Origin of the sequence: Stappia indica, assembly GCF_009789575.1 — a bacterium.
In the GTDB taxonomy this organism is placed as follows: domain Bacteria; phylum Pseudomonadota; class Alphaproteobacteria; order Rhizobiales; family Stappiaceae; genus Stappia; species Stappia indica_A.
Genome location: NZ_CP046908.1, coordinates 2,151,057 through 2,173,357 on the forward strand (window position 1 = coordinate 2,151,057; position 22,301 = coordinate 2,173,357).

Annotated in this window: 21 protein-coding genes; 15 read left to right on the plus strand and 6 right to left on the minus strand. The window is 66.6% G+C overall.

What is annotated here, in order from left to right; translation table 11 throughout:
* Nucleotides 1-26: 26 nt before the first annotated feature.
* Entirely contained in the window at nt 27-404 is a 378-nt protein-coding gene (locus GH266_RS10115; protein ID WP_158193802.1) for a cell division protein ZapA, read from the minus strand.
* A 12-nt stretch (nt 405-416) separates the two neighbouring features.
* On the minus strand, nt 417-767 hold the full coding sequence (locus GH266_RS10120) for a DUF4164 domain-containing protein (protein WP_158193803.1): 351 nt from the start codon (nt 765-767) through the stop codon (nt 417-419).
* A gap of 412 nt (nt 768-1,179) precedes the next feature.
* On the opposite strand from GH266_RS10120, the gene tkt reads away from it, so the two are divergent.
* The 12 genes from tkt to GH266_RS10180 all read left to right on the plus strand — a co-directional run bounded on the left by tkt (nt 1,180) and on the right by GH266_RS10180 (nt 15,396).
* Nucleotides 1,180-3,162 (plus strand): transketolase, encoded by a 1,983-nt coding sequence (tkt, locus tag GH266_RS10125; protein ID WP_158193804.1) that lies wholly within the window; start codon nt 1,180-1,182, stop codon nt 3,160-3,162.
* Nucleotides 3,163-3,279: 117 nt separating this feature from the next.
* A complete protein-coding gene (locus tag GH266_RS10130; RefSeq protein WP_425329566.1) occupies nt 3,280-4,899 on the plus strand; it encodes an adenylate/guanylate cyclase domain-containing protein in 1,620 nt (539 codons plus the stop codon).
* A 194-nt stretch (nt 4,900-5,093) separates the two neighbouring features.
* Nucleotides 5,094-6,101 carry a type I glyceraldehyde-3-phosphate dehydrogenase gene (gap, locus tag GH266_RS10135; protein WP_158193805.1) on the plus strand — a complete coding sequence of 336 codons (1,008 nt, stop codon included), beginning with the start codon at nt 5,094-5,096 and terminating at the stop codon, nt 6,099-6,101.
* A gap of 66 nt (nt 6,102-6,167) precedes the next feature.
* Nucleotides 6,168-7,361, plus strand: coding sequence for a phosphoglycerate kinase (locus tag GH266_RS10140; protein WP_158193806.1), 1,194 nt, complete (start codon nt 6,168-6,170; stop codon nt 7,359-7,361).
* Between the two features lie 109 nt (nt 7,362-7,470).
* Entirely contained in the window at nt 7,471-8,502 is a 1,032-nt protein-coding gene (locus GH266_RS10145; protein ID WP_158193807.1) for a class I fructose-bisphosphate aldolase, read from the plus strand.
* 122 nt (nt 8,503-8,624) lie between these two features.
* Nucleotides 8,625-9,269, plus strand: a complete 645-nt coding sequence (locus GH266_RS10150) for a thiamine phosphate synthase (RefSeq protein WP_158193808.1) — start codon at nt 8,625-8,627, stop codon at nt 9,267-9,269.
* A 254-nt stretch (nt 9,270-9,523) separates the two neighbouring features.
* Entirely contained in the window at nt 9,524-10,525 is a 1,002-nt protein-coding gene (locus GH266_RS10155) for a tetratricopeptide repeat protein (protein WP_158193809.1), read from the plus strand.
* Between the two features lie 220 nt (nt 10,526-10,745).
* On the plus strand, nt 10,746-11,309 hold the full coding sequence (efp, locus tag GH266_RS10160) for an elongation factor P (RefSeq protein WP_067218707.1): 564 nt from the start codon (nt 10,746-10,748) through the stop codon (nt 11,307-11,309).
* 104 nt (nt 11,310-11,413) lie between these two features.
* Nucleotides 11,414-12,208, plus strand: coding sequence for an inositol monophosphatase family protein (locus GH266_RS10165; protein ID WP_158193810.1), 795 nt, complete (start codon nt 11,414-11,416; stop codon nt 12,206-12,208).
* Nucleotides 12,209-12,312: 104 nt separating this feature from the next.
* Nucleotides 12,313-13,314 (plus strand): flagellar motor protein MotA, encoded by a 1,002-nt coding sequence (locus tag GH266_RS10170; protein WP_158193811.1) that lies wholly within the window; start codon nt 12,313-12,315, stop codon nt 13,312-13,314.
* Nucleotides 13,315-13,400: 86 nt separating this feature from the next.
* Complete coding sequence (locus GH266_RS10175) at nt 13,401-14,432, plus strand: peptidoglycan -binding protein (protein ID WP_158193812.1); 1,032 nt, start codon at nt 13,401-13,403, stop codon at nt 14,430-14,432.
* Between the two features lie 103 nt (nt 14,433-14,535).
* Nucleotides 14,536-15,396, plus strand: coding sequence for a DUF3800 domain-containing protein (locus GH266_RS10180; protein ID WP_158193813.1), 861 nt, complete (start codon nt 14,536-14,538; stop codon nt 15,394-15,396).
* Between the two features lie 144 nt (nt 15,397-15,540).
* Here GH266_RS10180 and GH266_RS10185 read toward each other — a convergent pair whose 3' ends face one another.
* Both GH266_RS10185 and GH266_RS10190 read right to left on the minus strand, forming a co-directional pair.
* On the minus strand, nt 15,541-16,266 hold the full coding sequence (locus GH266_RS10185; protein ID WP_158193814.1) for a DUF1013 domain-containing protein: 726 nt from the start codon (nt 16,264-16,266) through the stop codon (nt 15,541-15,543).
* A 134-nt stretch (nt 16,267-16,400) separates the two neighbouring features.
* Nucleotides 16,401-17,411 carry an NAD(P)H-quinone oxidoreductase gene (locus tag GH266_RS10190; protein WP_158193815.1) on the minus strand — a complete coding sequence of 337 codons (1,011 nt, stop codon included), beginning with the start codon at nt 17,409-17,411 and terminating at the stop codon, nt 16,401-16,403.
* A 165-nt stretch (nt 17,412-17,576) separates the two neighbouring features.
* Here GH266_RS10190 and GH266_RS10195 point away from each other — a divergent pair, with 165 nt between their 5' ends.
* Together GH266_RS10195 and rcdA are read left to right on the plus strand one after the other, a co-directional pair.
* Nucleotides 17,577-17,771 (plus strand): DUF1192 domain-containing protein, encoded by a 195-nt coding sequence (locus tag GH266_RS10195; protein ID WP_158193816.1) that lies wholly within the window; start codon nt 17,577-17,579, stop codon nt 17,769-17,771.
* Between the two features lie 432 nt (nt 17,772-18,203).
* Complete coding sequence (rcdA, locus tag GH266_RS10200) at nt 18,204-18,743, plus strand: protease adaptor protein RcdA (RefSeq protein WP_158193817.1); 540 nt, start codon at nt 18,204-18,206, stop codon at nt 18,741-18,743.
* Nucleotides 18,744-18,916: 173 nt separating this feature from the next.
* On the opposite strand, the gene rpmE is transcribed toward rcdA, so the two are convergent.
* Nucleotides 18,917-19,141 carry a 50S ribosomal protein L31 gene (rpmE, locus tag GH266_RS10205; RefSeq protein ID WP_067218687.1) on the minus strand — a complete coding sequence of 75 codons (225 nt, stop codon included), beginning with the start codon at nt 19,139-19,141 and terminating at the stop codon, nt 18,917-18,919.
* Nucleotides 19,142-19,417: 276 nt separating this feature from the next.
* Between rpmE and GH266_RS10210 the strand changes: the two genes are divergently transcribed.
* Nucleotides 19,418-21,337, plus strand: a complete 1,920-nt coding sequence (locus GH266_RS10210) for an ABC transporter transmembrane domain-containing protein (protein ID WP_158193818.1) — start codon at nt 19,418-19,420, stop codon at nt 21,335-21,337.
* An 88-nt stretch (nt 21,338-21,425) separates the two neighbouring features.
* Here GH266_RS10210 and GH266_RS10215 read toward each other — a convergent pair whose 3' ends face one another.
* A complete protein-coding gene (locus GH266_RS10215; protein WP_158193819.1) occupies nt 21,426-22,217 on the minus strand; it encodes an SDR family NAD(P)-dependent oxidoreductase in 792 nt (263 codons plus the stop codon).
* Nucleotides 22,218-22,301: the final 84 nt, after the last annotated feature.

Sequence of the window (22,301 nt, forward strand, 5' to 3'; positions counted from 1 at the left end):
ACGGAACACCCGGCGCGCGCGGCCGGTCAGGCATCGGCCGGGCGCAGCGATCTTGCCAGCCCGTCGGCCAGAGCCTCGATCCGCTCGGCCGCATTGACGATCTTGCCGGCGAGTTCCGCGTCGTTGCGCGCGGAGCTGTCGAGCGCCACGCGGCGCGCCTCGCGCAGGCTGTCGACCTCGTCCTGCAGGGCGGCGAGCCGGCGTTCGCGCTCCACCAGTTCGTCGGTGACCATGATCCCGGCCATCACCGTCAGGCGCAGATCGCCGATCTCGCCGAAACTGCCGCGCAGGCTGTCGATGGCGCTGTCGAAGCGGCGGGCGAGCGCGGTCAGCCGCTCTTCCTCGCCGTCGTCGCAGGCCATGCGAAAACTGCGTCCGTTGATCGTCACGATTATCTGAGCCATCGCCTCGTCGCCTCAGCCGCCATGCGTCTCGAGCACGGAGCGGATCGATTCCATTGCCGACACCAGCCTTCGCGAGACTTCGCGATTGGCATCCTCCAGCCGGGCGACGCGCGCCTCGGCCGTGTCCAGCGTCGCAGCCAGCGAGGAGCGGTCCTCGCCCAGCCGCTGCAACTCTTCCTGCAGCCCGCCCAGCGACATGTCGGCCTCGAGCCGGCGCTGCACCGCTGCATCCAGCCGCGACACGGCGCGGGCCAGACGCTCGAGCGCAGCATCGACGCTGCCGCCGGGCCCTGCCGCGGACGCGACCGGCCGGGTCTCGCCCCCGCCCGACTGCCCCCCGGAAAGTCCCGACGTATCGTCCATTCCAACCCCTTGTGGATTCGCTGCCGGCTTCGGTGCGCGCACCATGCCGCTCGCGGGCGGAATACCCGCTTCCGCCCTTTGCCGCTATACCATTCCTTGCCGCCCGATGCGAGATCGACGGACACACGCCCTCCCCCGGCGTCTCCCGCCATCCGCTTTGTTGACTCGCCCAAGGTTCCTGATATTTGTCGAGCCGCCTCGGCGGGGTCCGGTGAAAACCGGTCGCAACCGCCGGAAAACCGATATCGCCGGCGGCCCGGACACGATCCGCGCCCGCCCGTCCCGACCGGGCGCAGCACCTCCCCGCAGCGCCACCCAGGGACAGGCCGGACGCCGAACCCGGGGCCCGTGCGGTGCCCGCATTACGGACGAGTAGCCCGCGTGGGCCGCCGACAGGGACGAACGGAATCAGATGACCGACCTCGAAAAGCACAATCGCATGGCCAATGCGATCCGTTTCCTCGCAGCAGATGCCGTGGAAGCGGCCAAGTCCGGCCATCCCGGCCTGCCCATGGGAGCGGCCGACATCGCGACCGTGCTGTTCACCCAGGTGATGCATTACGACCCGACCCGTCCGGACTGGCCGGACCGCGACCGGTTCGTCCTGTCGGCCGGCCACGGCTCGATGCTGCTCTATGCGGTGCACTACCTGCTCGGCTCCGAGGACTTCACCCTCGACCAGCTCAAGAAGTTCCGCCAGATCGGCGCGCTGACCGCCGGTCATCCGGAATACGGCCACGGCGCCGGCATCGAGACGACCACCGGCCCGCTCGGCCAGGGTCTTGCCAATGCCGTCGGCATGGCGATCTCCGAGCGCCACCTGCGCGAGACCTTCGGCGACGCCCTCACCGACCACTACACCTATGTGCTGGCCGGCGACGGCTGCCTGATGGAGGGCATCAGCCAGGAGGCGATCTCGCTCGCCGGCCATCTGAAGCTCAACCGCCTGATCGTCATCTGGGACGACAACGGCATCTCCATCGACGGCAAGGTGTCGCTCACCGACAGCACCAACCAGCTGGAGCGCTTCGAAGCCAGCGGCTGGGCGACCGTCGCCATCGACGGGCACGATCCGGCGGCGATCGCCGCCGCCCTGACCAAGGCGCGCGACAGCGACCGCCCGACCCTGATCGCCGCGAAGACCACCATCGGCTTCGGCGCGCCGAACAAGGCCGGCTCCGAGAAGGTCCACGGCTCGCCGCTCGGCGCCGAGGAACTGGCCGCGACCCGCAAGGCGCTCGGCTGGGCCCATGAGGCCTTCGAGGTTCCCAGCGACATTCTCGACGCCTGGCGCATCGCCGGCCTGCGCTCCGGCCAGGCCCGCAAGGAGTGGGAAAAGCGCCTTGCCGCCGCCGACTCCGAACTGCGGTCCGAGTTCGAGCGTCGCCTGCGCGGCGACCTGCCCTCCGGTTTCGCCGAGGCGATGGCGAAGCTGAAAAAGCAGATCGCCCAGGACAAGCCGACCATGGCGACCCGCAAGGCCTCGGAATACGTGCTCGGCACGATCACCAAGGTGTTGCCGGAGACCATCGGCGGCTCCGCCGACCTGACCGGTTCGAACAACACCAGGACGCCCGACACCGCCCCGATCACGCCGGACGACTTCACCGGCCGCTACCTGCACTGGGGCATCCGCGAGCACGGCATGGCCGCCGCGATGAACGGCATGGCGCTGCATGGCGGCACCATCCCCTATTCCGGCACCTTCCTGGTGTTCTCCGACTATGCCCGCCCGGCCATTCGCCTTGCGGCCCTGATGCGCCAGCGCGTCATCCACGTGATGACCCATGACAGCATCGGCCTCGGCGAGGATGGCCCGACCCATCAGCCGGTCGAGCACTACGCCGCGCTGCGCGCGATCCCGAACCTCGACTTCTATCGCCCGGCCGACGTCACCGAGACGCTGGAGTGCTGGCAGCTGGCGCTGGAAACCGAGGAGACGCCGAGCATTCTTGCGCTGACGCGCCAGAACCTGCCGCCGGTGCGCACCAGCTATGAGGCCGAGAACCTGTCCGCCCGCGGCGCCTATGTGGTCGCCGACAGCGACGAGGCGCCTGAGGTCACCATCTTCGCCTCCGGCTCAGAGGTCGAGATCGCCCTCAAGGCCCGCGAGACGCTGGTCGCCGCCGGCACCGCGACCCGCGTCGTCTCCGTGCCCTGCATGGAGCGCTTCGAGCGCCAGTCGGACGACTACCGCGCCGACATCGCCGGCGGGGCGAAGGTCAAGGTCGCCATCGAGGCCGGCATCCGCATGGGCTGGGACTCGATCATCGGATCCGACGGCATCTTCATCGGCATGACCGGTTTCGGCGCCAGCGGCCCCTACCAGGAGCTCTACCGCCACTTCGGCATCACCGCCGAAGCGGTGGTCGCCGCGGTCAACGCCCGCCTGTAAGCGGCGGTTTCCGGTAAAGTCCGGACAGGGCGGCGCAGCCGCGTCGCCCTGTCCTGTCCGTTGCGCTCGCGCAGCGATCGGCTGTAAGAGGTGTCGATCCATCGGGAGATCGCCGTCGTGTCGCCCAGCTCCGGAAAGCGCCGTTCCACCCACGCCCTCTGGCGCTCCATCGCCGAGCGCCCGTGGATTCTCGCTCTCGCAGTGCTCCTGGCGCTCGTGCTGCTGCCGGTCGCCGTCTGGCTCGATCTCAGGAACCTCTCCGACGCAGGCCTGACGACGCAGGCGCGCACCCTCAATGCGATGGTGTCGGAGATCCGCGCCTATTACGGCTCCAACGTCGTCGGCCGCGTCCAGGGCTACACCGGCGATTCCGTCGCCGTTCACAACTACGAGGACGTACCTGGCGCGATCCCCATCCCGGCGACCCTGTCGCTGGAACTGGGCGGCGTGATCGCCGGCCGCGGCGGCGGCGATGTCGATTATCGCTTCGTTTCCGACCTTGCCTTCGCCAACCGGGCGCCGCACAGGCTCGATGCCTTCGAGACCGCCGCTCTGGCGAGCTTCCGCCAGAGCCGGGCGCCGGACGCGGTCGTCACGGACCTGTCGGGCTCGCTGTTCGAACGGCAGATCCGCATGGCCGTCCCGGTGGTGATGGGCCAGGCCTGCGTCTCCTGCCACAACACCCATCCCGAAAGCCCCAAGCGCGACTGGCAAGTCGGCGACGTGCGCGGTATCCAGGCCATCACGGTGCACCAGCCGATCGCCAGGAACCTCTTCTCCTTCAAATACCTGTTCCTCTACTTCGCCGGGGCCGGCGCCTTCGGCGCGGCCTTTGCCGGGTTGCAGTGGCGCCAGGCCAACGACTTCCGCCGGATGAACACGGAGCTGGAGGAGGCGAACGGCTTCCTCGCCTCCATCTCCATGAAGATCTCGAAATACCTCTCGCCGCAGATCTACAAGTCGATCTTCTCCGGCGAGAAGGACGTGGTGATCTCGACCGAGCGCAAGAAGCTGACGATCTTCTTCTCCGACATCAAGGATTTCACGGAAACGGCCGAGCACCTGCAGCCCGAAGAGCTGACCAGCCTGCTCAACGAGTATTTCACGGAAATGTCGACCATCGCCCAGGCGCATGGCGCGACCGTCGACAAGTTCATCGGCGATGCGATCCTCGCCTTCTTCGGCGATCCGGAGACGCGCGGCGCGCGCGAGGACGCCAATGCCTGCCTCGACATGGCCATCGCGATGCAAAAGCGCATGGTGGAGCTGAAGAGCCGCTGGCGCCGACGCGGGATCGAGAAGCCCTTCGAGGTCCGCATGGGCATCAACACCGGATACTGCAATGTCGGCAATTTCGGCTCGGCCGACCGCATGGACTACACGATCATCGGCGCCGAGGCGAACCTGGCCGCCCGCCTGCAGGGCATCGCCCAGCCCGGCGGCATCGTCATCTCCTACGAGACCTGGGCGCATGTGCAGGACCGGGTGCGGGTGCGCCGGCTGGAACCGATCACGCTCAAGGGCATTCCCGGCGAGATCGTGCCTTACGCCGTCGAGGGCCTGCACGAGGTGGAAACCGCCGCTCCGCAGACCATCAGCGAGGAGGACGAGGGCCTCGTCCTCCATCTCGACATCGCCAAACTCGACGCCGACGCCCGGCGCAAGGTCGAGGCCGTGCTCGAAAAGGCCCTCGGTGCGGTCCGGATGCAGGAGCACGGCAAGGGCGACAAGGCCTGAGCCATGCAGACGCATCGGCCAGATATGTTGCTTGAACCCGTTGCATCCGTGACGCGGCTTGGGTAACCAGCCATCGGGCGCCGCGCAGCGGCGCTCCAAAGACGACAGGAGCCGGACAAGACGTCCTTGGATCGGCCGGCTCGACCAGATCAATCGCCCAAGGAATGCGGTTCGCCGCCACAGGAGAGACAAGCATGACCGTGAAGGTTGCCATCAACGGGTTTGGTCGCATCGGACGCAACGTGCTGCGCGCCATCGTGGAGTCGGGCCGGACCGACATCCAGGTCGTAGCGATCAACGATCTCGGCCCGGTCGAGACCAATGCCCACCTGCTGCGCTACGACTCCGTCCATGGCCGCTTCCCGGCGAAGGTGACCGTCGACGGCGACACGATCGACGTCGGCACCGGCCCGATCAAGGTCACGGCCCTGCGCGATCCGAAGGAGCTGCCCTGGGGCGCGCTCGGCGTCGACATCGCCATGGAGTGCACCGGCATCTTCACCGACCGCGACAAGGCCGCCCTGCACCTGGAGAACGGCTCCAAGCGCGTGCTGGTCTCCGCGCCGGCCAACGGCGCCGATCTGACGGTCGTCTACGGCGTGAACCACGACCAGCTCTCCAGCGAACACAAGGTCGTCTCCAACGCCTCCTGCACCACCAACTGCCTGGCTCCCGTCGCCAAGGTCCTCAATGACGCCTTCGGCATCGAGAAGGGCTTCATGACGACGGTGCACGCCTATACCGGCGACCAGCCGACGCTCGACACCATGCACAAGGATCTCTACCGCGCCCGCGCCGCGGCCATGTCGATGATCCCGACCTCGACCGGCGCCGCCAAGGCCGTCGGCCTGGTCCTGCCGGAGCTGAACGGCAAGCTGGACGGCGTGTCGATCCGCGTCCCGACGCCCAACGTCTCGGTCATCGACTTCAAGTTCGTGCCCAGCCGCAAGGTCACGGTTGCCGAGGTCAACGCCGCACTGGTGGCGGCCGCCGACGGCGCGCTCAAGGGCATCCTCGCCTACACGGACGAGCCGCTGGTCTCCATCGACCTGAACCACAACGGGGCCTCGTCGACCTTCGCGCTCGACCAGACCAAGGTCATCGACGGCGACCTCGTCCGCGTCATGTCCTGGTACGACAACGAGTGGGGCTTCTCCAACCGCATGTCGGACACCGCGGTGGCCTTCGCGAAGACCATCTGAATTGGCAGCAGCGGCCGGCGCCCTTCGCGCCGGCCGTTTCACATGAGACATCCAGGCGAGCGATCCATGACCTTCAAGACCCTTGACGATCTCGGCAACCTGTCCGGCCGTCGCGCGCTGGTGCGCGTCGACCTGAACGTGCCGATGGACGGCAACCGGGTGACCGACACGACCCGCATCGACCGGGTGCTGCCGACCATCCGCGAGCTCTCGGACAAGGGCGCACGGGTCGTGCTGCTCGCCCATTTCGGCCGCCCCAAGGGCGCCGTGATGCCGGAGATGAGCCTGGCGCCGGTGGCCGCCGCCCTGACCGAGCGTCTCGGCCAGCCGGTGGCTTTCGCCGCCGACTGCATCGGCGATCTTGCCGCCTCGCTCATTGCCGGCCTGAAGGACGGCGACGTCGCCTTGCTTGAGAACACCCGTTTCCACGCGGGCGAAGAGAAGAACGACGGCGCCTTTGCCGATGCGCTGGCGGCGCTCGGCGATCTCTATGTCAACGACGCCTTCTCCGCCGCCCACCGCGCCCATGCCTCGACCGAAGGGCTGGCCCGCCGCCTGCCCGCCTATGCCGGCCGCACCATGCAGGCGGAGCTGGAAGCGCTCGCCTCGGCCCTGACCACACCGGTCCGCCCGGTGCTCGCCGTCGTCGGCGGCGCCAAGGTCTCCTCGAAGATCGACCTGCTCGAGAACCTCGTGAAGAAGGTCGACATGCTGGTGATCGGCGGCGGCATGGCCAACACCTTCCTCGCCGCGCAGGGCAAGGCGGTCGGCAAGTCGCTGTGCGAGCACGATCTTGCCGACACCGCGCGGCGGATCATGGATGCGGCAACCGCTGCGGGCTGCGAGATCGTCCTGCCGGTCGACGCCGTCGTCGCGCGCGAGTTCAAGGCCGGAGCGGCCAGCGAGACCGTTGCAGTCGATGCCGTGCCGACGGATGCCATGATCCTCGATGTCGGCGCTGCCTCCATCGACAATGTCCGCACCAAGATCGACGCGGCCGCCACCCTGGTGTGGAACGGCCCGCTCGGCGCCTTCGAGATCGAGCCCTTCGACGCGGCCACGGTGGCTGCGGCGCGCCATGCCGCCGAGCGCACCCGCGCCGGCACGCTGACGACGGTAGCCGGCGGCGGCGACACGGTGGCCGCGCTCAACCATGCCGGCGTTGCCGACGACTTCTCCTATGTCTCGACCGCCGGCGGCGCGTTCCTCGAATGGCTCGAGGGCAAGGCCCTGCCGGGCGTCGACGCGCTCGAGAATTAATCCTGTCGACGAAACAGCTTGCGCCGCGCCTTCAAAAGCGCGGCGCTTTTGGTAGAAAGCCGCCAACGCAACGCGGCGATGCTTGCAAGCAAGAAGAGGGTCTCATCGGATGAGTGAACGTCTCGAGGATATCGCACAGGCCATGGTGGCCACCGGTCAGGGCATCCTTGCCGCCGACGAAAGCACCGGAACGATCAAGAAGCGCTTCGACCAGATCGGCACGGAGAACACCGAAGACAACCGTCGCGCCTATCGCGAGATGCTGTTCTCCAGCACCGAGGCGATGAACGACTACATCTCCGGCGTCATCCTGTTCGACGAGACGCTGCGCCAGAAGGCGGCCGACGGCACTCCGCTCGTCGAGATGATCCGCAAGTCCGGCGCCGTGCCGGGCATCAAGGTCGACAAGGGCGCCAAGCCGCTCGCCGGCTTCCCGGGAGAGTCGATCACCGAGGGCCTCGATGGCCTGCGCGAGCGCCTTGCCGAGTATTACGAGCTGGGGGCGCGCTTCGCCAAGTGGCGTGCGGTCATCGACATCAACGAGGAAGACGGCCTGCCGTCCAGCACCTGCATCCAGGCGAACGCCCATGCGCTGGCCCGCTATGCGGCCCTGTGCCAGGAAGCCGGCATCGTGCCGATCGTCGAGCCGGAAGTGCTGATGGACGGCCCCTCCGCCGCCCACGACATCGAGACCTGCTACGAGGTCACGGAGTGGACGCTGAACACCGTGTTCTCCGAGCTGTTCCAGATGGACATCATGCTCGAAGGCATCATCCTCAAGCCGAACATGATCGTCCCGGGCAAGAACGCCCCGATCCAGGCTTCGCCCGAGGAAGTCGCCGAGCTGACCCTGCGCTGCCTGAAGGCCACCGTGCCGGCGGCCGTGCCGGGCATCGCCTTCCTGTCCGGCGGCCAGTCGGACGAGCTGGCGAGCGAGCACCTGCACCTGATGAACGCGTCCGGCCATCTTCCCTGGAAGCTGACCTTCTCCTACGGCCGCGCGCTGCAGCAGGCCGCGCTCAAGGCCTGGGGCGGCAAGTCCGAGAACGTTCCGGCCGGCCAGGCCGCGTTCCTGCACCGCGCCCGCATGAACGGCCTCGCCGCCAAGGGCGAGTGGGCAAAGTCGCTCGAGACCGCCTGACCGGGCACCATCCCGACCGGCAAGCTTGACGAGAGGGGCGGTTTCGCCCCTCTTTTGCCGTGATCGCCCCTCATTCCGGGACGGGTTCCGATTGCCCGGCCCACGAAGCGGAAGGATGCGCCGTGCACCCGCGCCTCTACCTGATTACGCCCGCGAGTTTCGAGCTCGACGGGTTCTGCAAGGATCTCGCCTCCGCCCTTGCCGGCGGCGACGTGGCCTGCCTTCTGATCACCGACGGCGGCTGGGGCGAGACCGGTTTCCAGAAGATCGCCGAGACAATCGTGCCGATCGCCCAGGCGGCAGGCACCGCCGTCCTGGTTCACAACGATTCGCGCGCTGCCGGCCGCAGCCGTGCCGACGGCATCCATGTCGACGCGTCCAGCGATGACCTGAAGCGTGCGCTGGAGAATTTCCAGCCCAAGGGCATCGTCGGTGCAGGCGGCATCCGCACCCGCCACGACGCCATGACCGCCGCCGAACTCGGCGTCGATTACGTCCTGTTCGGCCTGCTGGAGCGCGAGGAAGACGTGGAGCCGCATGCCAAGACGCTGCAGTTCTCGTCCTGGTGGTCGGAGATGTTCGAGACGCCCTGCGTCGCCCTGTGCGGCAGCGATTTCGCCGGCGTCGAGGCCTGCGCCGCGACCGGTGCCGACTTCATCGCCCTGCGCGGTGCCGTGTGGAACCACCCCGAGGGCCCGGAAGCAGCCGTTCGTGCCGCCAACGAGGTCCTGTCGCGCTTTGAGCTGACGGAGGCCGAGAGCGGATGACCGCAGGCGGCGGACGGTTGCAGGCAGGCGCAATGGCGCTGCTGCTGCTCCTTCTCGGAGCCGCGGCCACTCCCGCCCTTGCGCAGGACGGCGCTGTCCCCGCGCCTGCCGAACCGCAGGCGGACGAGCAACCGACTGCCCCTGCTCCGCAGCCTGCCTCCGCCCCCGAGGCGCCGTCCGGCGCGCCTTCGCCATCGCAAGCCCCGGCCGCGGCCGGGGCAGCGCCCGCATCCGATCTTCCCGGCGCAGGCGTCATGCCCTCGGCCGCGGAGATTTCCAAGCGCCTGTCCACCCTGCCGCAGCAGCCGGCGGGCGGCGACCAGGACATTCCCCTTCTCGTGCCGCCGACCAGCGTCGCCCCGCCCCTGCCGCTGGAGATCGACGGCGAAGTGCGCGACTACGCCTATGGCGCCTTCCAGCGCGGCTGGTACCTGACCGCCCTCTCGCTCGCCACCCCGCGCGCGGAAGCCGGCGACGCGGCCGCCCAGACGCTCCTCGGCGTGCTCTACGAGACCGGCCGCGGCCTGCCGCAGGATGCCGAGCGAGCGGCGAGCTGGTACCAGCTTGCCTCCTCTAGCGGCAATACGCGCGCGGCCCTGCGCTACGGTCTCATGCTGCTCAACGGGCTCGGCGTTCCGCAAGACAAGGTGAAGGCCGGCGACATGTTCGAGCTCGCGGCCAATGACGGGATTCCGGAGGCGATCTACAATCTCGCCGGCCTCTATCGCACCGGCGAGGGGCGCCCGCTCGATCCCGACCGGGCGCTGGAGCTGCTGGAAAAGGCCGCCGATTTCGGCGATGTCGATGCCCGCTTCCAGCTCGCCCAGTTCTATCTCGACGGTCCTGCCGACATCCGCAGCGAGACGCGCGCCGCCTTCTGGATGGGCCGCGCCGCCCGCCAGGGCCATGTCGGCGCCCAGGTCCGCTACGCCATCCTGCGCTTCAACGGCCGGGGCGTTGCCCCCGACGAGGCGGAGGCGGCCGACTGGTTCGAGCGTGCCGCCAGCGCCGGCAATCCGGTCGCGATGAACCGGCTCGCGCGGACCTATGCCTTCGGCCGCGGCCGGGATGTGGACCTGGAAAAGGCCGCCGGCTGGCACATGGCCGCCCGCGCCCTCGGCATTTCGGATCTGGAGATGGACGGGCTGCTCGGCTCGATCGACGCGGAAACCCTGGCCAAGGCGATGGCCTTTGCCGAGCGCTATGCGGCCGCAGCCGACCCGACGGTGGTGGAGAACCCCGACAACACGCCCTGAGCCGGCGAAACCGCCTTTTTGCTTGATTGGCAACCGGAAGTGTGGTGGACAGGCCGCGCACCAGACAATGTGCCCGGCCGACGCGACGGCGCCTTTTCCAGGAACCAGGTCCGGATCGGGCTCGGCGACCTCGGCGGCGCCGGACACGCCTGCGGCTGGGGCCAGCGGATGGCCCCCGCGGAGCGATTCGCCGCAGGACCTTTGGAGACGGAACGAGAACATGAAGATCAACGGAAACGAGATCAAGCCCGGCAACGTGCTGCAGCACCAGGAAACGCTCTGGGCCGTGGTCAAGGTCGAGCACGTGAAGCCGGGCAAGGGCGGCGCTTTCGCGCAGGTCGAGATGAAGAACCTCATCGACGGCCGCAAGCTCAACGAGCGCTTCCGCTCCGCCGACAAGGTCGAGCGCGTCCGTCTCGAGCAGAAGGACTTCCAGTATCTCTATCCGCAGGAAGACATGCTGGTGTTCATGAACACCGAGACCTACGAGCAGATCGAGCTGCAGGCCGACTTCGTCGGCGAGCGCGCCGCCTTCCTGCAGGACGGCATGATGGTCACGCTCGAGATGCACGAGGAGCGTCCCATCGGCATCACCCTGCCGCAGTATGTGACGCTGGAGATCACCGAGGCCGACGCCGTGGTGAAGGGCCAGACCCAGTCCTCGTCCTACAAGCCGGCCATGCTGGAGAACGGCGTGCGCGTCATGGTCCCGCCGTTCATCACCGCGGGCGAGAAGATCATCGTCGACACCGAGCTGGTCGAATACGTCCGCCGCGCCGACTGAGCTTGCCTGTTCGCCGGCGGCCCTGATGGTGCCGCCGGCCTCCCGACTTCTCCCGAAGGGCACGCCATCCGGCAGCCCCCGCCAGGAATTTTCCAGGAACCGCCATGTCCCGCTCCGCCATCCTGAATGTCATGGTCCAGGCCGCGCTGAAGGCCGGTCGCAGCCTCGCTCGCGATTTCGGCGAGGTCGAGAACCTGCAGGTCTCGCGCAAGGGCCCGAGCGACTTCGTGTCGGCTGCCGACATCGCCGCCGAGAGGATCGTGCGTGCGGAGCTGCAGAAGGCACGCCCTAGCTACGGTTTCCTGATGGAAGAGTCCGGCGTCATCGAGGGCGAGGACCCGCAGCATCGCTGGATCGTCGATCCGCTCGACGGCACCACGAACTTCCTGCACGGCATCCCGATGTTCAACGTCTCCATCGCGCTCGAGCGCGACGGGGTCATCGTCGCCGGCGTCATCTACAACCCGGCGATGGACGAGCTGTTCACCGCCGAGCGCGGCCGCGGCGCCTTCCTCAACGACCGCCGCCTGCGCGTTGCCGCCCGCAAGGCCATGCCGGATTGCGTCATCGCCACCGGCATTCCCTTCCTCGGCGTCGGCGACCATGCCCGCACCCTGAAGGAACTGCGCCACGTCATGGGCGAAGTCGCCGGCATCCGTCGCTGCGGCGCCGCCGCCCTCGACCTTGCCTGGACCGCTGCCGGCCGCTTCGACGGCTTCTGGGAGCACGGCCTGTCGCCCTGGGACATGGCGGCCGGCCTGCTGCTGGTCCGCGAGGCCGGCGGCTACGTCACCGACATCGACGGCGGCGAGAAGATGTTCGAGACCCGCTCGATCGTCGCCGGCAACGAGCAGGTCCAGGCCCAGCTGCGCGCGCTTCTGAAGAACGCCCGCAGCTGACGGCTGCCCCTGCGGCAGGACGCCCCACCGACATTACGGCTTTTCAGGCCGGTGAAAATCACGCTATCAAGGGCTTGTCCTCAACAGGGAGAAGACAAGCCGTCATGGCGCGTGCCTATGATCCGTACAGCCTGTCCAGTCCCTGGGTCTATCTGATCCGGATGATCATCTTCCTGGCGGTGGTCGCGTTCATCGCGCTGATCCTCTACCGCCAGATCGCCTCCGCCTTCATGAGCAATCCCGGTCTCAACGGGCTGATCATCGGCACCGGCCTCGTCGGCATCCTGCTCGCCATCCGCCAGGTGATCCGCCTGATGCCGGAGGTGAACTGGGTGAACGGCTTCCGGCTCGGAGACCCGGGCATCGAGGTTCGCCGCCCGCCCGTGCTGCTGGCGCCGATGGCGACGCTGCTCGGCAACCGCGCCGGCGACACGATCCTGTCGCCCGCGACGACCCGCTCGATCCTCGATTCCATCGGCATGCGCCTCGACGAGGCGCGCGAGATGGCGCGCTACCTGACCGGCCTGCTCGTCTTCCTCGGCCTGCTCGGCACCTTCTGGGGGCTGCTGCAGACCGTCGGCTCGGTCAACATCACGATCCAGAGCCTCGATGTCGGCTCGGGCGATGCCAATGTCATCTTCGAGGACCTGAAGGCCGGTCTCGAGGCCCCGCTTGCGGGCATGGGCACCGCCTTCTCGTCCTCGCTGTTCGGCCTTACCGGATCGCTGATCCTCGGCTTTCTCGACCTGCAGGCCGGCCAGGCGCAGAACCGCTTCTACAACGAGCTGGAAGACTGGCTGACCACCCTGACCGACATCGAGCCGGAAGACAGCGCTGGCGGTGGCTCCGGCCTCGTCGAGCTGCGCTTTGCCATCGACAACCTGCGCAAGGCCGTTTCCGAAGGCGGGGGCGGCGCGGGACGCAATGCCGCCGTTGCCATGGCCAATCTCGCGGAAGGCATCCAGGGCCTCGTCCAGCATGTGCGCAGCGAGCAGCAGATGATGCGCGACTGGGCCGACGAACAATCCGAGCAGCAGAAGCGCATCGAGCATCTGCTGAAGACCATGTCCACCGCCTTCGAACGGATCAAGGACGAGGCCAAATGAGCCGCCTCGCGGGGAATTGGCGCAAGATCGCCGGCGCCACCGGGCTTCCGATTGGCGGACGCCCGACGCCGAAAGGGCTCTAGACCATGGCCGGCACGCGAATGAGGCGGCGGGACGGACGGACGGACTACTGGCCCGGCTTCGTCGATGCCATGGCATCGCTGCTGCTGGTCATCATCTTCCTGCTGTCCATCTTCGTGCTCGCCCAGTTCTTCCTCGGCCAGCAGCTGTCGGGCCGCGACACCGTCCTCAACCGCCTCAATGCCCAGATCTCCGAGCTGACCGAGCTGCTGGCGCTGGAGCGGGCCGGCAGCCGCGACCTGCAGGACACCATCGCCACCCTCACCGCCAACCTCACCGACGCCGAGGCCGAGCAGCAGCGCCTGCAGGTCCTGCTCGATGCCTCCTCGGACCGCGCCAGCCAGACCGGCGGCGCCCTTGCGGGCATGGAAAGCGCGATGGAGGAAGAGCGCCGGCTCTCCCAGCGCGCCCTGTCCCAGGTCGAACTGCTGAACCAGCAGATTTCCGCCCTGCGCCGCCAGATCGCCGCGCTGGAGGATGCGCTCGATGCCTCGGAAGGGCGTGATCGCGAAAGCCAGGCCAAGATCGCCGATCTCGGCCGCCGGCTGAACGTGGCGCTGGCCCAGCGCGTGCAGGAACTGTCGCGCTACCGCTCCGACTTCTTCGGACGCCTGCGCGAGATCCTGTCCCAGCGCTCGGACATCCGCGTCGTCGGCGACCGGTTCGTGTTCCAGTCGGAAGTGCTGTTCTCCTCCGGCGCCGAGACGATCAATCCGGCGGGCGAGGAAGAGCTGCAGAAACTCGCCGACGCGATCAAGGAGCTCGCCGTCCAGATCCCGGCGGAGATCAACTGGGTCCTGCGCGTCGACGGCCACACCGATGCACGCCCCCTGTCGGGAACCGGACGTTTCCGCAACAACTGGGAGCTCTCCGCCGCGCGCGCGATCTCGGTGGTGCGCTACCTGATCGACCAGGGCGTCGATCCCAAGCGCCTGGTCGCCGCCGGCTTCGGCGAATTCCAGCCGCTGGAGGAAGGCGACAGCGACGAGGCGCTCGCCCGCAACCGGCGCATCGAGCTGAAGCTGACCGAGCGCTGACTTTCGCTGGTCGATCTATATTTGGCGCACCGGAAGTGCGGCAAATCGCGTAATCCATATTATTTTATCCAAAATTCCCGAAGTTTTAACACCGGGGCAAACAATGAGTTGGACGCTTTTTATTGATGAATCTGGACAGGATCGAAGAAGTTCTCCATACGAGGTCCTCGCCGGGGTCGCCATCGAGGACTTCAAGCTATGGCGGCTAATTAAGGCTCTATCACAAGCGCAAAAGCGGCATTTTGGAATCAACCTTTTCGAAGCATATGAGAATGAAGCGAAAGCTACAAAGTTACTCAAGAGAAAGGTATTCAAACATGCGGCACAATTAGATTTATTGCCTCAAGAGGAACGCACAAGGTTGGCTTTAGAGATACTACAGGATGGAGATCGCGCAACTCGCCTAAACCTAACAGCGCTGGCTCAAGCTAAATTAACCTACGTACATGAGGCTTTGCGCCTCACTCGCGAGGCAAATGCAGTCGCTTTCGCATCAATTGTGCCTCAAGTGGCACCTCGACCACGCTTGGATGGACTCCGAAAGGACTATGCTTACCTGTTTGAACGCTTCTTTCATTTTCTAAACACGAAAGAAGATAGGCAGATGGGGTATCTCGTCTTCGATGAATTAGACAAGAGTTCCTGTCATCTACTGCTCGAGCAGGTATCGCGCTATTTTACGCGAACACAAAATGGACGAACTCGGTCACGCCTCATCATTCCCGAGCCATTTTTCGTACACAGCGACCTAACAACCATGATTCAGGTCGCCGACCTGATCGCTTATATTATCAGTTGGGGTATCCGCTTTCAGAATATGAACGAACCATCGCGCCAAGAGCTTAGGCCATTTGCGGAGGAGGTAATGCGCTTGCGGTATACCCACCGAAGTCAGAAGGGATATGACACATTCGGCTTCAAGCTGATCAATGACCTTCGCGCGCGAAATGAGTTGCAACCATAAAAAAAGGCAATGCCGTCGCCAGCAAAGCCTCCAATGAGAAAGATAAGGTCAGGGCCTTAAAGAGTCCAGACATGAATCACGAAATCGGATGCGTGGAGCTGCCGGGGCCTGGCCGACTGCTCCACGCATCGCATTCCGAGCGACTTAATAGTCGTCCTCGTCCTCGTCGCGGGGCTTGCCCTTGAGCGAGTTGAGCTTGGCGAACACCGCGGCGGCGTCGATTTCCTCGTCCTTCGGCTGCGAGGGAGCGGGACGGGCGAAGGCGGCTGCCATCGCGTCCTCCGAGGTGGTCTCGTCGACCGGCAGCAGCGTCTCCTCGTAGTGCTCGCCCTCGGGACGCGGCGGCAGGTTCTTCGAGGCCTTCTCGACTTCCATGTCGAGCTCGATCTGGCTGCACAGGCCGAGCGTCACCGGATCCATCGGGGTCAGGTTGTTGGAGTTCCAGTGGGTGCGCTCGCGGATCGCCAGGATCGTCGGCTTGGTCGTGCCGACCATGCGCATGATCTGCGAATCCTTCAGCTCCGGGTGGTTGCGCACCAGCCACAGGATCGCGTTCGGGCGATCCTGGCGGCGCGAGACCGGCGTGTAGCGCGGTCCCTTGCGCTTGCTCTCCGGCACGCGGGTCTTCGGCTCCTGCAGCTTCAGCCGGTAACCCGTGTCGCCCTGTGCCTTCTCGATCTCCTCGCGGGTGAGCTGGCCGGTCATCACCGGATCGAGGCCCTTGATGCCCTGGGCGGCCTCGCCATCGGCAATCGCCTTCACCTCGAGCGGGTGGAGCCTGCAGAAATCGGCAATCTGGTCGAAGCTGAGAGACGTGTTGTCCACGAGCCACACGGCCGTCGCCTTGGGCATCAAGGGAGTTGTCGCCATGTGTAATGCCTCCTGTTCGCTCCGCCGGGAACCGCACTTGTGAGCGCAGGAGCCGGCAAAGCCAAAATCATCTGTCGCATGGAAGGGGAACTGCAAGGCTTATACGCGCTCCCTGCCATGAAATCAAACATGGATCACGTCGCGGCTCCCGTCAAAAGCACGATCTTTCCGATGTGTCCGGAGCTCTCCATTCGCGCATGTGCCGCAGCGGCTTCTGCGAGCGGAAAGGTGGAGTCCATCACCGGCCGCACCGTACCCGCCTCGATCAGCGGCCACACCTTTTCGCGCAGGCGGGCAGCGATCGCCGCCTTGAAAGCGGCCTCGCGCGGGCGCAGCGTCGAGCCCGTATGGACCAGCCGCTTGACCATCAATCGCGAGAAATTGACGTTTTCGGCAACCCCGTTCAGCGTCGCGATCTGGCAGATCCGTCCCTCGACGGCGGCCACTTTCCAGTTCCGCTCCACATAGTCGCCGCCGACCATGTCGAGGATCACCTCGACCCCGTGGCCGCCGGTCGCCTCCAGCACCGCCTCGACGAAATCGGTCTTGTTGTAGTTGATCGCATGGTCCGCGCCGAGCTTGCGCACGGCCTCGGCCTTTTCCTCCGAACCGACCGTCGTGAAGACCTCCGCGCCGAAGGCCTTCGCCAGCTGGATCGCCGTCGTGCCGATCCCCGACGTGCCGCCATGCACCAGGAACCGCTCGCCCGCCTTCAGCCCGACCCGGTCGAACACGTTGGTCCACACGGTGAAGAACGTCTCGGGCAGCGCCGCCGCCTCGGCCATGGTGAGGCCGGCAGGGACGGGCAGGACGCTTCCGGCAGGGGCCGCCACATACTCGGCATAGCCTCCGCCCGGCACCAGGGCGCAGACCTTGTCGCCCACCGCAATGCTCGAGACGTCGGGGCCGAGCGCCACGACCGTGCCCGCGACCTCGAGACCGGGAATGTCCGTGACGCCCGGGGGCGGGGGATAGTGGCCCATGCGCTGGATGACGTCGGGACGGTTGACGCCGGCAGCCTCGACACGGATCAGCACCTCGCCGGCGGCCGCCGCGGGAACGGGACGCTCCATCGGCACCAGCACATCCGGCCCGCCAGGTGTCTCGAACCCGATTGCCGTCATCATGCGGGGGGTGTCGCTCATCGTGCCAATCCTCCTTTGGGCCGCCCTTTCGGGTCCCGTGCTCGATCTGTCTCGAGTCCCGGTTTAAGACGTCCCGCAAGGCCTGACAATTGACGTGCACGTGCTTGGGTGCACATCCTGTCCCGGGTCGAGGCGCTGCGGGGACGCAAGAGGAGAACGCGCAAGATGCGGGACGAGTTCGATTCGAAGCCGATCACAGTGGCTGCCGTGGTGGTGGTGGGCGAAGACCTGTCGCGACTGTCTGTGGATGAATTGACGCTGCGCATTGAACGCTTGACAGAAGAGATTTCCCGCACCGAACGGGAGCGGGACGCGCGCGGCGGCGTGCTTGCAGCTGCCGACGCCCTGTTTCGCAAATGATCGCGCAACCGGCGACACCATAGTTAACCCACGATATTTACTTCAAATTTGACTTTGAGCGCCCTCGCGTCACGCAAGCAGATTCATTAAAAATTTAGCCATTTACTATTTATTAAGCTTTCTAATTCATAACTGTGGGTATCCAGTCATCTGGATTTCGAGTGGCTCCTGTCCACTCTGTTTGACGCCTCCCTGTTAATGACTTCGAGCCGCGGACACCGCGGCTCTTTTTTTGCCGGCTCCTTCGGTGTATCCCCTGTTGCGTGCTGTCCGCCTGCGCCAGACGGTCTGGCACGCCGATTGCAAGATACACTTTGACCCGACCGCAATGGCCCGATTTGGGACAATTGCTCTGCCAAGGCCTCGCAGAAGCGCCGGCAGGCACCGCGGTCGCCAGGTATTGAGACAAAGCTGGACAGGAGGCACTGGCGCATGACGGACTGGTTCTCATCCACGCGGCGAAGCACCATCGACTTCGCCGACCGGCTCGCCAATTCGGAGATGTTCTCCGCTCTCTTCCGGGACGGAATGGCCCTGGTCGAGGAGACCGCCGCCTATCTCGACGGCGAAGGGCGGGTGCAGTCGAAGTCGCTGCCGCGCGCAGGTTCCCTCGCCTATGCGACGGAATCGATGCGCCTGACGACACGGCTGATGCAGATGGCCTCCTGGCTGCTGCTCCAGCGCGCCGTCAACGAGGGCGAGATGTCGGCCGAGCAGGCCGGCAGCGAGAAGAACAAGGTACGCCTCGACACGCTCTCCTCCACGCGCGGCGGTCCCGGCTGGCAGGAACTGCCCGAGGAGCTGCGCGACCTGATCGAGCGCTCGGTGCGCCTGCAGGAGCGGATCCAGCATCTCGACAGGATGATCTACGAGAGCCGCCACGCCGAGCCGGTCCCGGTCGACAATCCCGTCGCGGTCCAGCTCGATGTGCTCAGCGCCGCCTTCGGCGGACGTCGCAACACGCTCGGCTGAGAGGCCTCTCGGCCAACGGGGCGCGCCCTCGCAAGGGGGCGCTCCTTTTTCGAAAGTTCCCGTCCGACTCATCCGCACCGAAAAACCCGCAACGAAAAAACCCCGGAGCCTGAGGCATCCGGGGTTTTTCGTGTTTGCAACCACCCGAAAGGGCGGAGCTGATTTCCGGGCAATCAGTTGCCCAGGAAACCGGCGTACTTGTTCTTGAAGCGCGAGACGCGGCCGCCGCGGTCCATGAGCTGGCGGTCGCCGCCGGTCCATGCCGGATGGGTGCGCGGATCGATGTCGAGCTGCAGCGAGTCGCCGTCCTCGCCATAGGTCGAGCGCGTGTGGAACTCGGTGCCGTCCGTCATGACCACCTTGATGGAGTGGTAGTCGGGATGAATGTCCTTCTTCATCTTCTCGTCCCCGTGCCTGCGGCTTACACCGGCCCTGGGGAGGCGCGGCGCATTCATGTTGGAGTTGTCGGCGTGTCCCCGTCCGTCCGGCAGGACAGGCGCGCCCGGTGGCGGCGTGTCGCAGCTTCTTGACGAAGTCACGGATTCTTTGGCGGGCTACGCGGGCAAACGCGCAGCACCTGAAACCTTGAGCGCGAGCCTATAGCCTATCCCCCGGCCGAAAACAAGGCCGCAAAGCCGAGTTTCCGCCCCCGCCCGTCCGAGCTGCCGCGACAAATGCGACCGCTTGCGCAGGTTGGCCTTGCCGCCTCGAACCGGTATGGTCCGCCAGGCACCCGGCAGGAACAGAGAGCAAGAACAAGCGTGTCCCGATACGGTTCCCCTTCAACGCCCGATCGCGGCGGAAAACGCGACCTCCGGCCATTGGCCACCCTTCTTCCCTACCTGGTCCGGTATCGGGGGCGTGCGCTGCTGGCGCTGCTGGCGCTCATGGGCGCGGCAGGCACGACGCTCCTCCTGCCGGTCGCCATCCGCCGGATGATCGATTTCGGCTTCGGCGCCGACGACCCGTCCCTCGTCGACAACTATTTCTCGGTGCTCATTCTCGTCGCCGCCGCGCTCGCCACCTTCTCGGCCCTGCGCTACTACATGGTCACCTCGCTCGGCGAGCGGATCGTCGCGGACCTGCGGGCCGACGTCTACAGCCACATCATCCGCCTGTCCCCCGGCTATTTCGACAGCGCCCGCTCCGGCGAGATGGTCTCGCGCCTCACGGCCGACGCCACCCAGGTCAAGTCCGCCGTCGGCGCCAGCGCCTCGATCGCCATGCGCAACCTGATGATGTTCCTCGGCGCCTCGGCGATGATGGTCGTCACCAGCCCGCGCCTGTCGATGTTCGTGCTCGGCGCCATTCCGATCATCGTCCTGCCGCTCATCGCCTTCGGCCGCAGCGTGCGCCGCCGCTCGCGCCATGCGCAGGACACGCTGGCCGACGCCTCCGCCTATGCCTCCGAGACCCTCGGCGCCGTGCGCACCCTGCAGGCCTTCACCAACGAGGCGCTTGCCAGCCTGCGTTTCGGCAGCAGCGTCGAGGAGGCCTTCCGCGCCGCACGCACGGCGATCTTCGCCCGCGCCCTGCTCACCGCCTTCGCGATGTTCGTCATCGCCGGCAGCGTCGTCACCGTGCTGTGGGTCGGCGCCAGCGACGTCTTCGTCGGCCGCATCACCGCAGGCGAGCTCGGCCAGTTCCTGCTTTACTCGATCTTCGCCGCCGGCGCCCTCGGCGAGCTCAGCCAGGTCTGGGGCGAGATCTCGCTGGCGGCCGGCGCCGCGGAGCGCCTGTCCGAGTTGCTGAAGATCGAGCCGGAAATCGCCGCGCCGGCCAATCCGGTGAAGCTGCCGCCGCGCCTGTCGGGTGCGGTCGGGCTCGACAGCGTCTCCTTCGCCTATGGTGCCGGCGGCGGGTTGCCCGTGCTCACCGATGTCAGCCTCGACGTTGCGCCCGGCGAGACCGTCGCCATCGTCGGCCCGTCGGGCGCCGGCAAGTCGACCCTCTTCCACCTGTTGATGCGCTTCTACGATCCCACCAGCGGCAGCGTGCGTGTCGATGGCGTCTCCTTGCGCGACTGCGATCCGCTCGACCTGCGCCGCCAGATCGCGCTTGTGCCGCAGGACACCACGGTCTTCGCCGCCAGCATCGCCGACAACATCGCCTTCGGCCGGCCCGATGCGACCCGCGCGGAGATCGAGGCAGCTGCCCGCTCGGCCTTTGCCGACGAGTTCATCCGTGCCCTGCCCGAGGGCTACGACACGGCTGTGGGCGAGCGCGGCATCACCCTGTCCGGCGGTCAGCGCCAGCGCATCGCCATCGCCCGCGCCATCTTGAAGGATGCGCCGATCCTGCTGCTCGACGAGGCGACCAGCGCGCTCGATGCCGAGAGCGAGACGCTGGTGCAGACGGCGCTGGAAGGATTGATGCAGGGGCGCACCACGCTGGTGATCGCCCATCGCCTTGCCACCGTGCTGAAATCCGACCGGATCATCGTGATGGAGGGGGGGCGCATCGTCGAAAGCGGCACCCACGCCGATCTCGTCTCGCGCGGCGGCCTTTATGCCAAGCTCGCCAAGCTGCAGTTCGAGAGCGGGGCGCAGGCCTTCGACAGCCCGCGCGACGGTCGCAGTTCCGCCGCCGAGTAGAGCGCCTTCAAGGCTCCCTGCGAATACGAAAAGGCCGGACGCTGCGGGCGCCCGGCCTTTTTTGTCGCATCGAACCGAAGGAGCCGGCTCAGTCCTCTTCGGCGACCGGCACCGTGTAGTTCAGCGGCAGGCGCCCGCCATCGGCATAGAGCGTCTGGCCGGTCATGTAGCTGGAATCGTCCGAGGCGAGGAAGGCCGCGACACCGGCGATCTCCGACGGCTCGCCGACCCGGCCGAGCGGGGTGCGCGAGAGCACCCGCATGCGCGCCGCCTTGTCCGAGTTCACCGAGGCCAGCATGTCGGTCATGATCGAGCCGGGGCCGATGCCGTTGACGCGGATGCCGTAGGGCGCCAGCGACAGCGCCGCGACCTTGGTCAGCTGGTTCATGCCGCCCTTGGAGATCGAATAGGGCACCTGGTTGGCGATGGCGAAGACGGCGTTCACGGACGACATGTTGATGATGACGCCGGGCGCACCGCCCGCTTCCACCTTGTCGACCATGTGGCGCGCGACCGCCTGGGTGCACAGGAACGCGCCCTTCAGGTTCACCGACAGCACGCGGTCGAAATCCGCCTCGTCGAGATCCAGGAAGTCGCCGCCGATGACGATGCCGGCATTGTTCACCAGCACGTCGATGTCGCCGAAGGCATCGAGCGTCGCCGCCACCAGGTTGCGCACGTCGAGCTTCTCCGCGACGTTGCAATGCACGTAGCGCACCTCGCCGAGGGCCTTCAGCTCCTCCTCGGCCGCCTCGCCGCGCGCATCGTCCACATCCGCGATGACCACCTTGGCGCCGTCGGAGAGAAAACGGCGCGCAATGGCGTAGCCGATACCGCCGGCCGCGCCGGTGACGATGGCAACCTTGTTTTCCAGGGACACGGGGTTCCTCGCTGCTGTCTGTTCACGCAATTTCGGGACAGGCCGCCCCGGCGGGGCAGCCATCTCAGCGGGCGAACATAGGCC

Coding starts and splice junctions, on each gene's coding strand:
- GH266_RS10165 (WP_158193810.1), top strand. CDS start 11,414: ATGTCCCGCTCCGCCATCCTGAATGTCATGGTCCAGGCCGCGCTGAAG.
- GH266_RS10175 (WP_158193812.1), top strand. CDS start 13,401: ATGGCCGGCACGCGAATGAGGCGGCGGGACGGACGGACGGACTACTGG.
- rcdA (WP_158193817.1), top strand. CDS start 18,204: ATGACGGACTGGTTCTCATCCACGCGGCGAAGCACCATCGACTTCGCC.
- efp (WP_067218707.1), top strand. CDS start 10,746: ATGAAGATCAACGGAAACGAGATCAAGCCCGGCAACGTGCTGCAGCAC.
- GH266_RS10190 (WP_158193815.1), bottom strand. CDS start 17,411: ATGAGCGACACCCCCCGCATGATGACGGCAATCGGGTTCGAGACACCT.
- GH266_RS10195 (WP_158193816.1), top strand. CDS start 17,577: ATGCGGGACGAGTTCGATTCGAAGCCGATCACAGTGGCTGCCGTGGTG.
- GH266_RS10170 (WP_158193811.1), top strand. CDS start 12,313: ATGGCGCGTGCCTATGATCCGTACAGCCTGTCCAGTCCCTGGGTCTAT.
- GH266_RS10185 (WP_158193814.1), bottom strand. CDS start 16,266: ATGGCGACAACTCCCTTGATGCCCAAGGCGACGGCCGTGTGGCTCGTG.
- GH266_RS10180 (WP_158193813.1), top strand. CDS start 14,536: ATGAGTTGGACGCTTTTTATTGATGAATCTGGACAGGATCGAAGAAGT.
- GH266_RS10140 (WP_158193806.1), top strand. CDS start 6,168: ATGACCTTCAAGACCCTTGACGATCTCGGCAACCTGTCCGGCCGTCGC.
- GH266_RS10120 (WP_158193803.1), bottom strand. CDS start 767: ATGGACGATACGTCGGGACTTTCCGGGGGGCAGTCGGGCGGGGGCGAG.
- rpmE (WP_067218687.1), bottom strand. CDS start 19,141: ATGAAGAAGGACATTCATCCCGACTACCACTCCATCAAGGTGGTCATG.
- GH266_RS10145 (WP_158193807.1), top strand. CDS start 7,471: ATGAGTGAACGTCTCGAGGATATCGCACAGGCCATGGTGGCCACCGGT.
- GH266_RS10210 (WP_158193818.1), top strand. CDS start 19,418: ATGCGACCGCTTGCGCAGGTTGGCCTTGCCGCCTCGAACCGGTATGGT.
- tkt (WP_158193804.1), top strand. CDS start 1,180: ATGACCGACCTCGAAAAGCACAATCGCATGGCCAATGCGATCCGTTTC.
- GH266_RS10155 (WP_158193809.1), top strand. CDS start 9,524: ATGCCCTCGGCCGCGGAGATTTCCAAGCGCCTGTCCACCCTGCCGCAG.
- gap (WP_158193805.1), top strand. CDS start 5,094: ATGACCGTGAAGGTTGCCATCAACGGGTTTGGTCGCATCGGACGCAAC.
- GH266_RS10115 (WP_158193802.1), bottom strand. CDS start 404: ATGGCTCAGATAATCGTGACGATCAACGGACGCAGTTTTCGCATGGCC.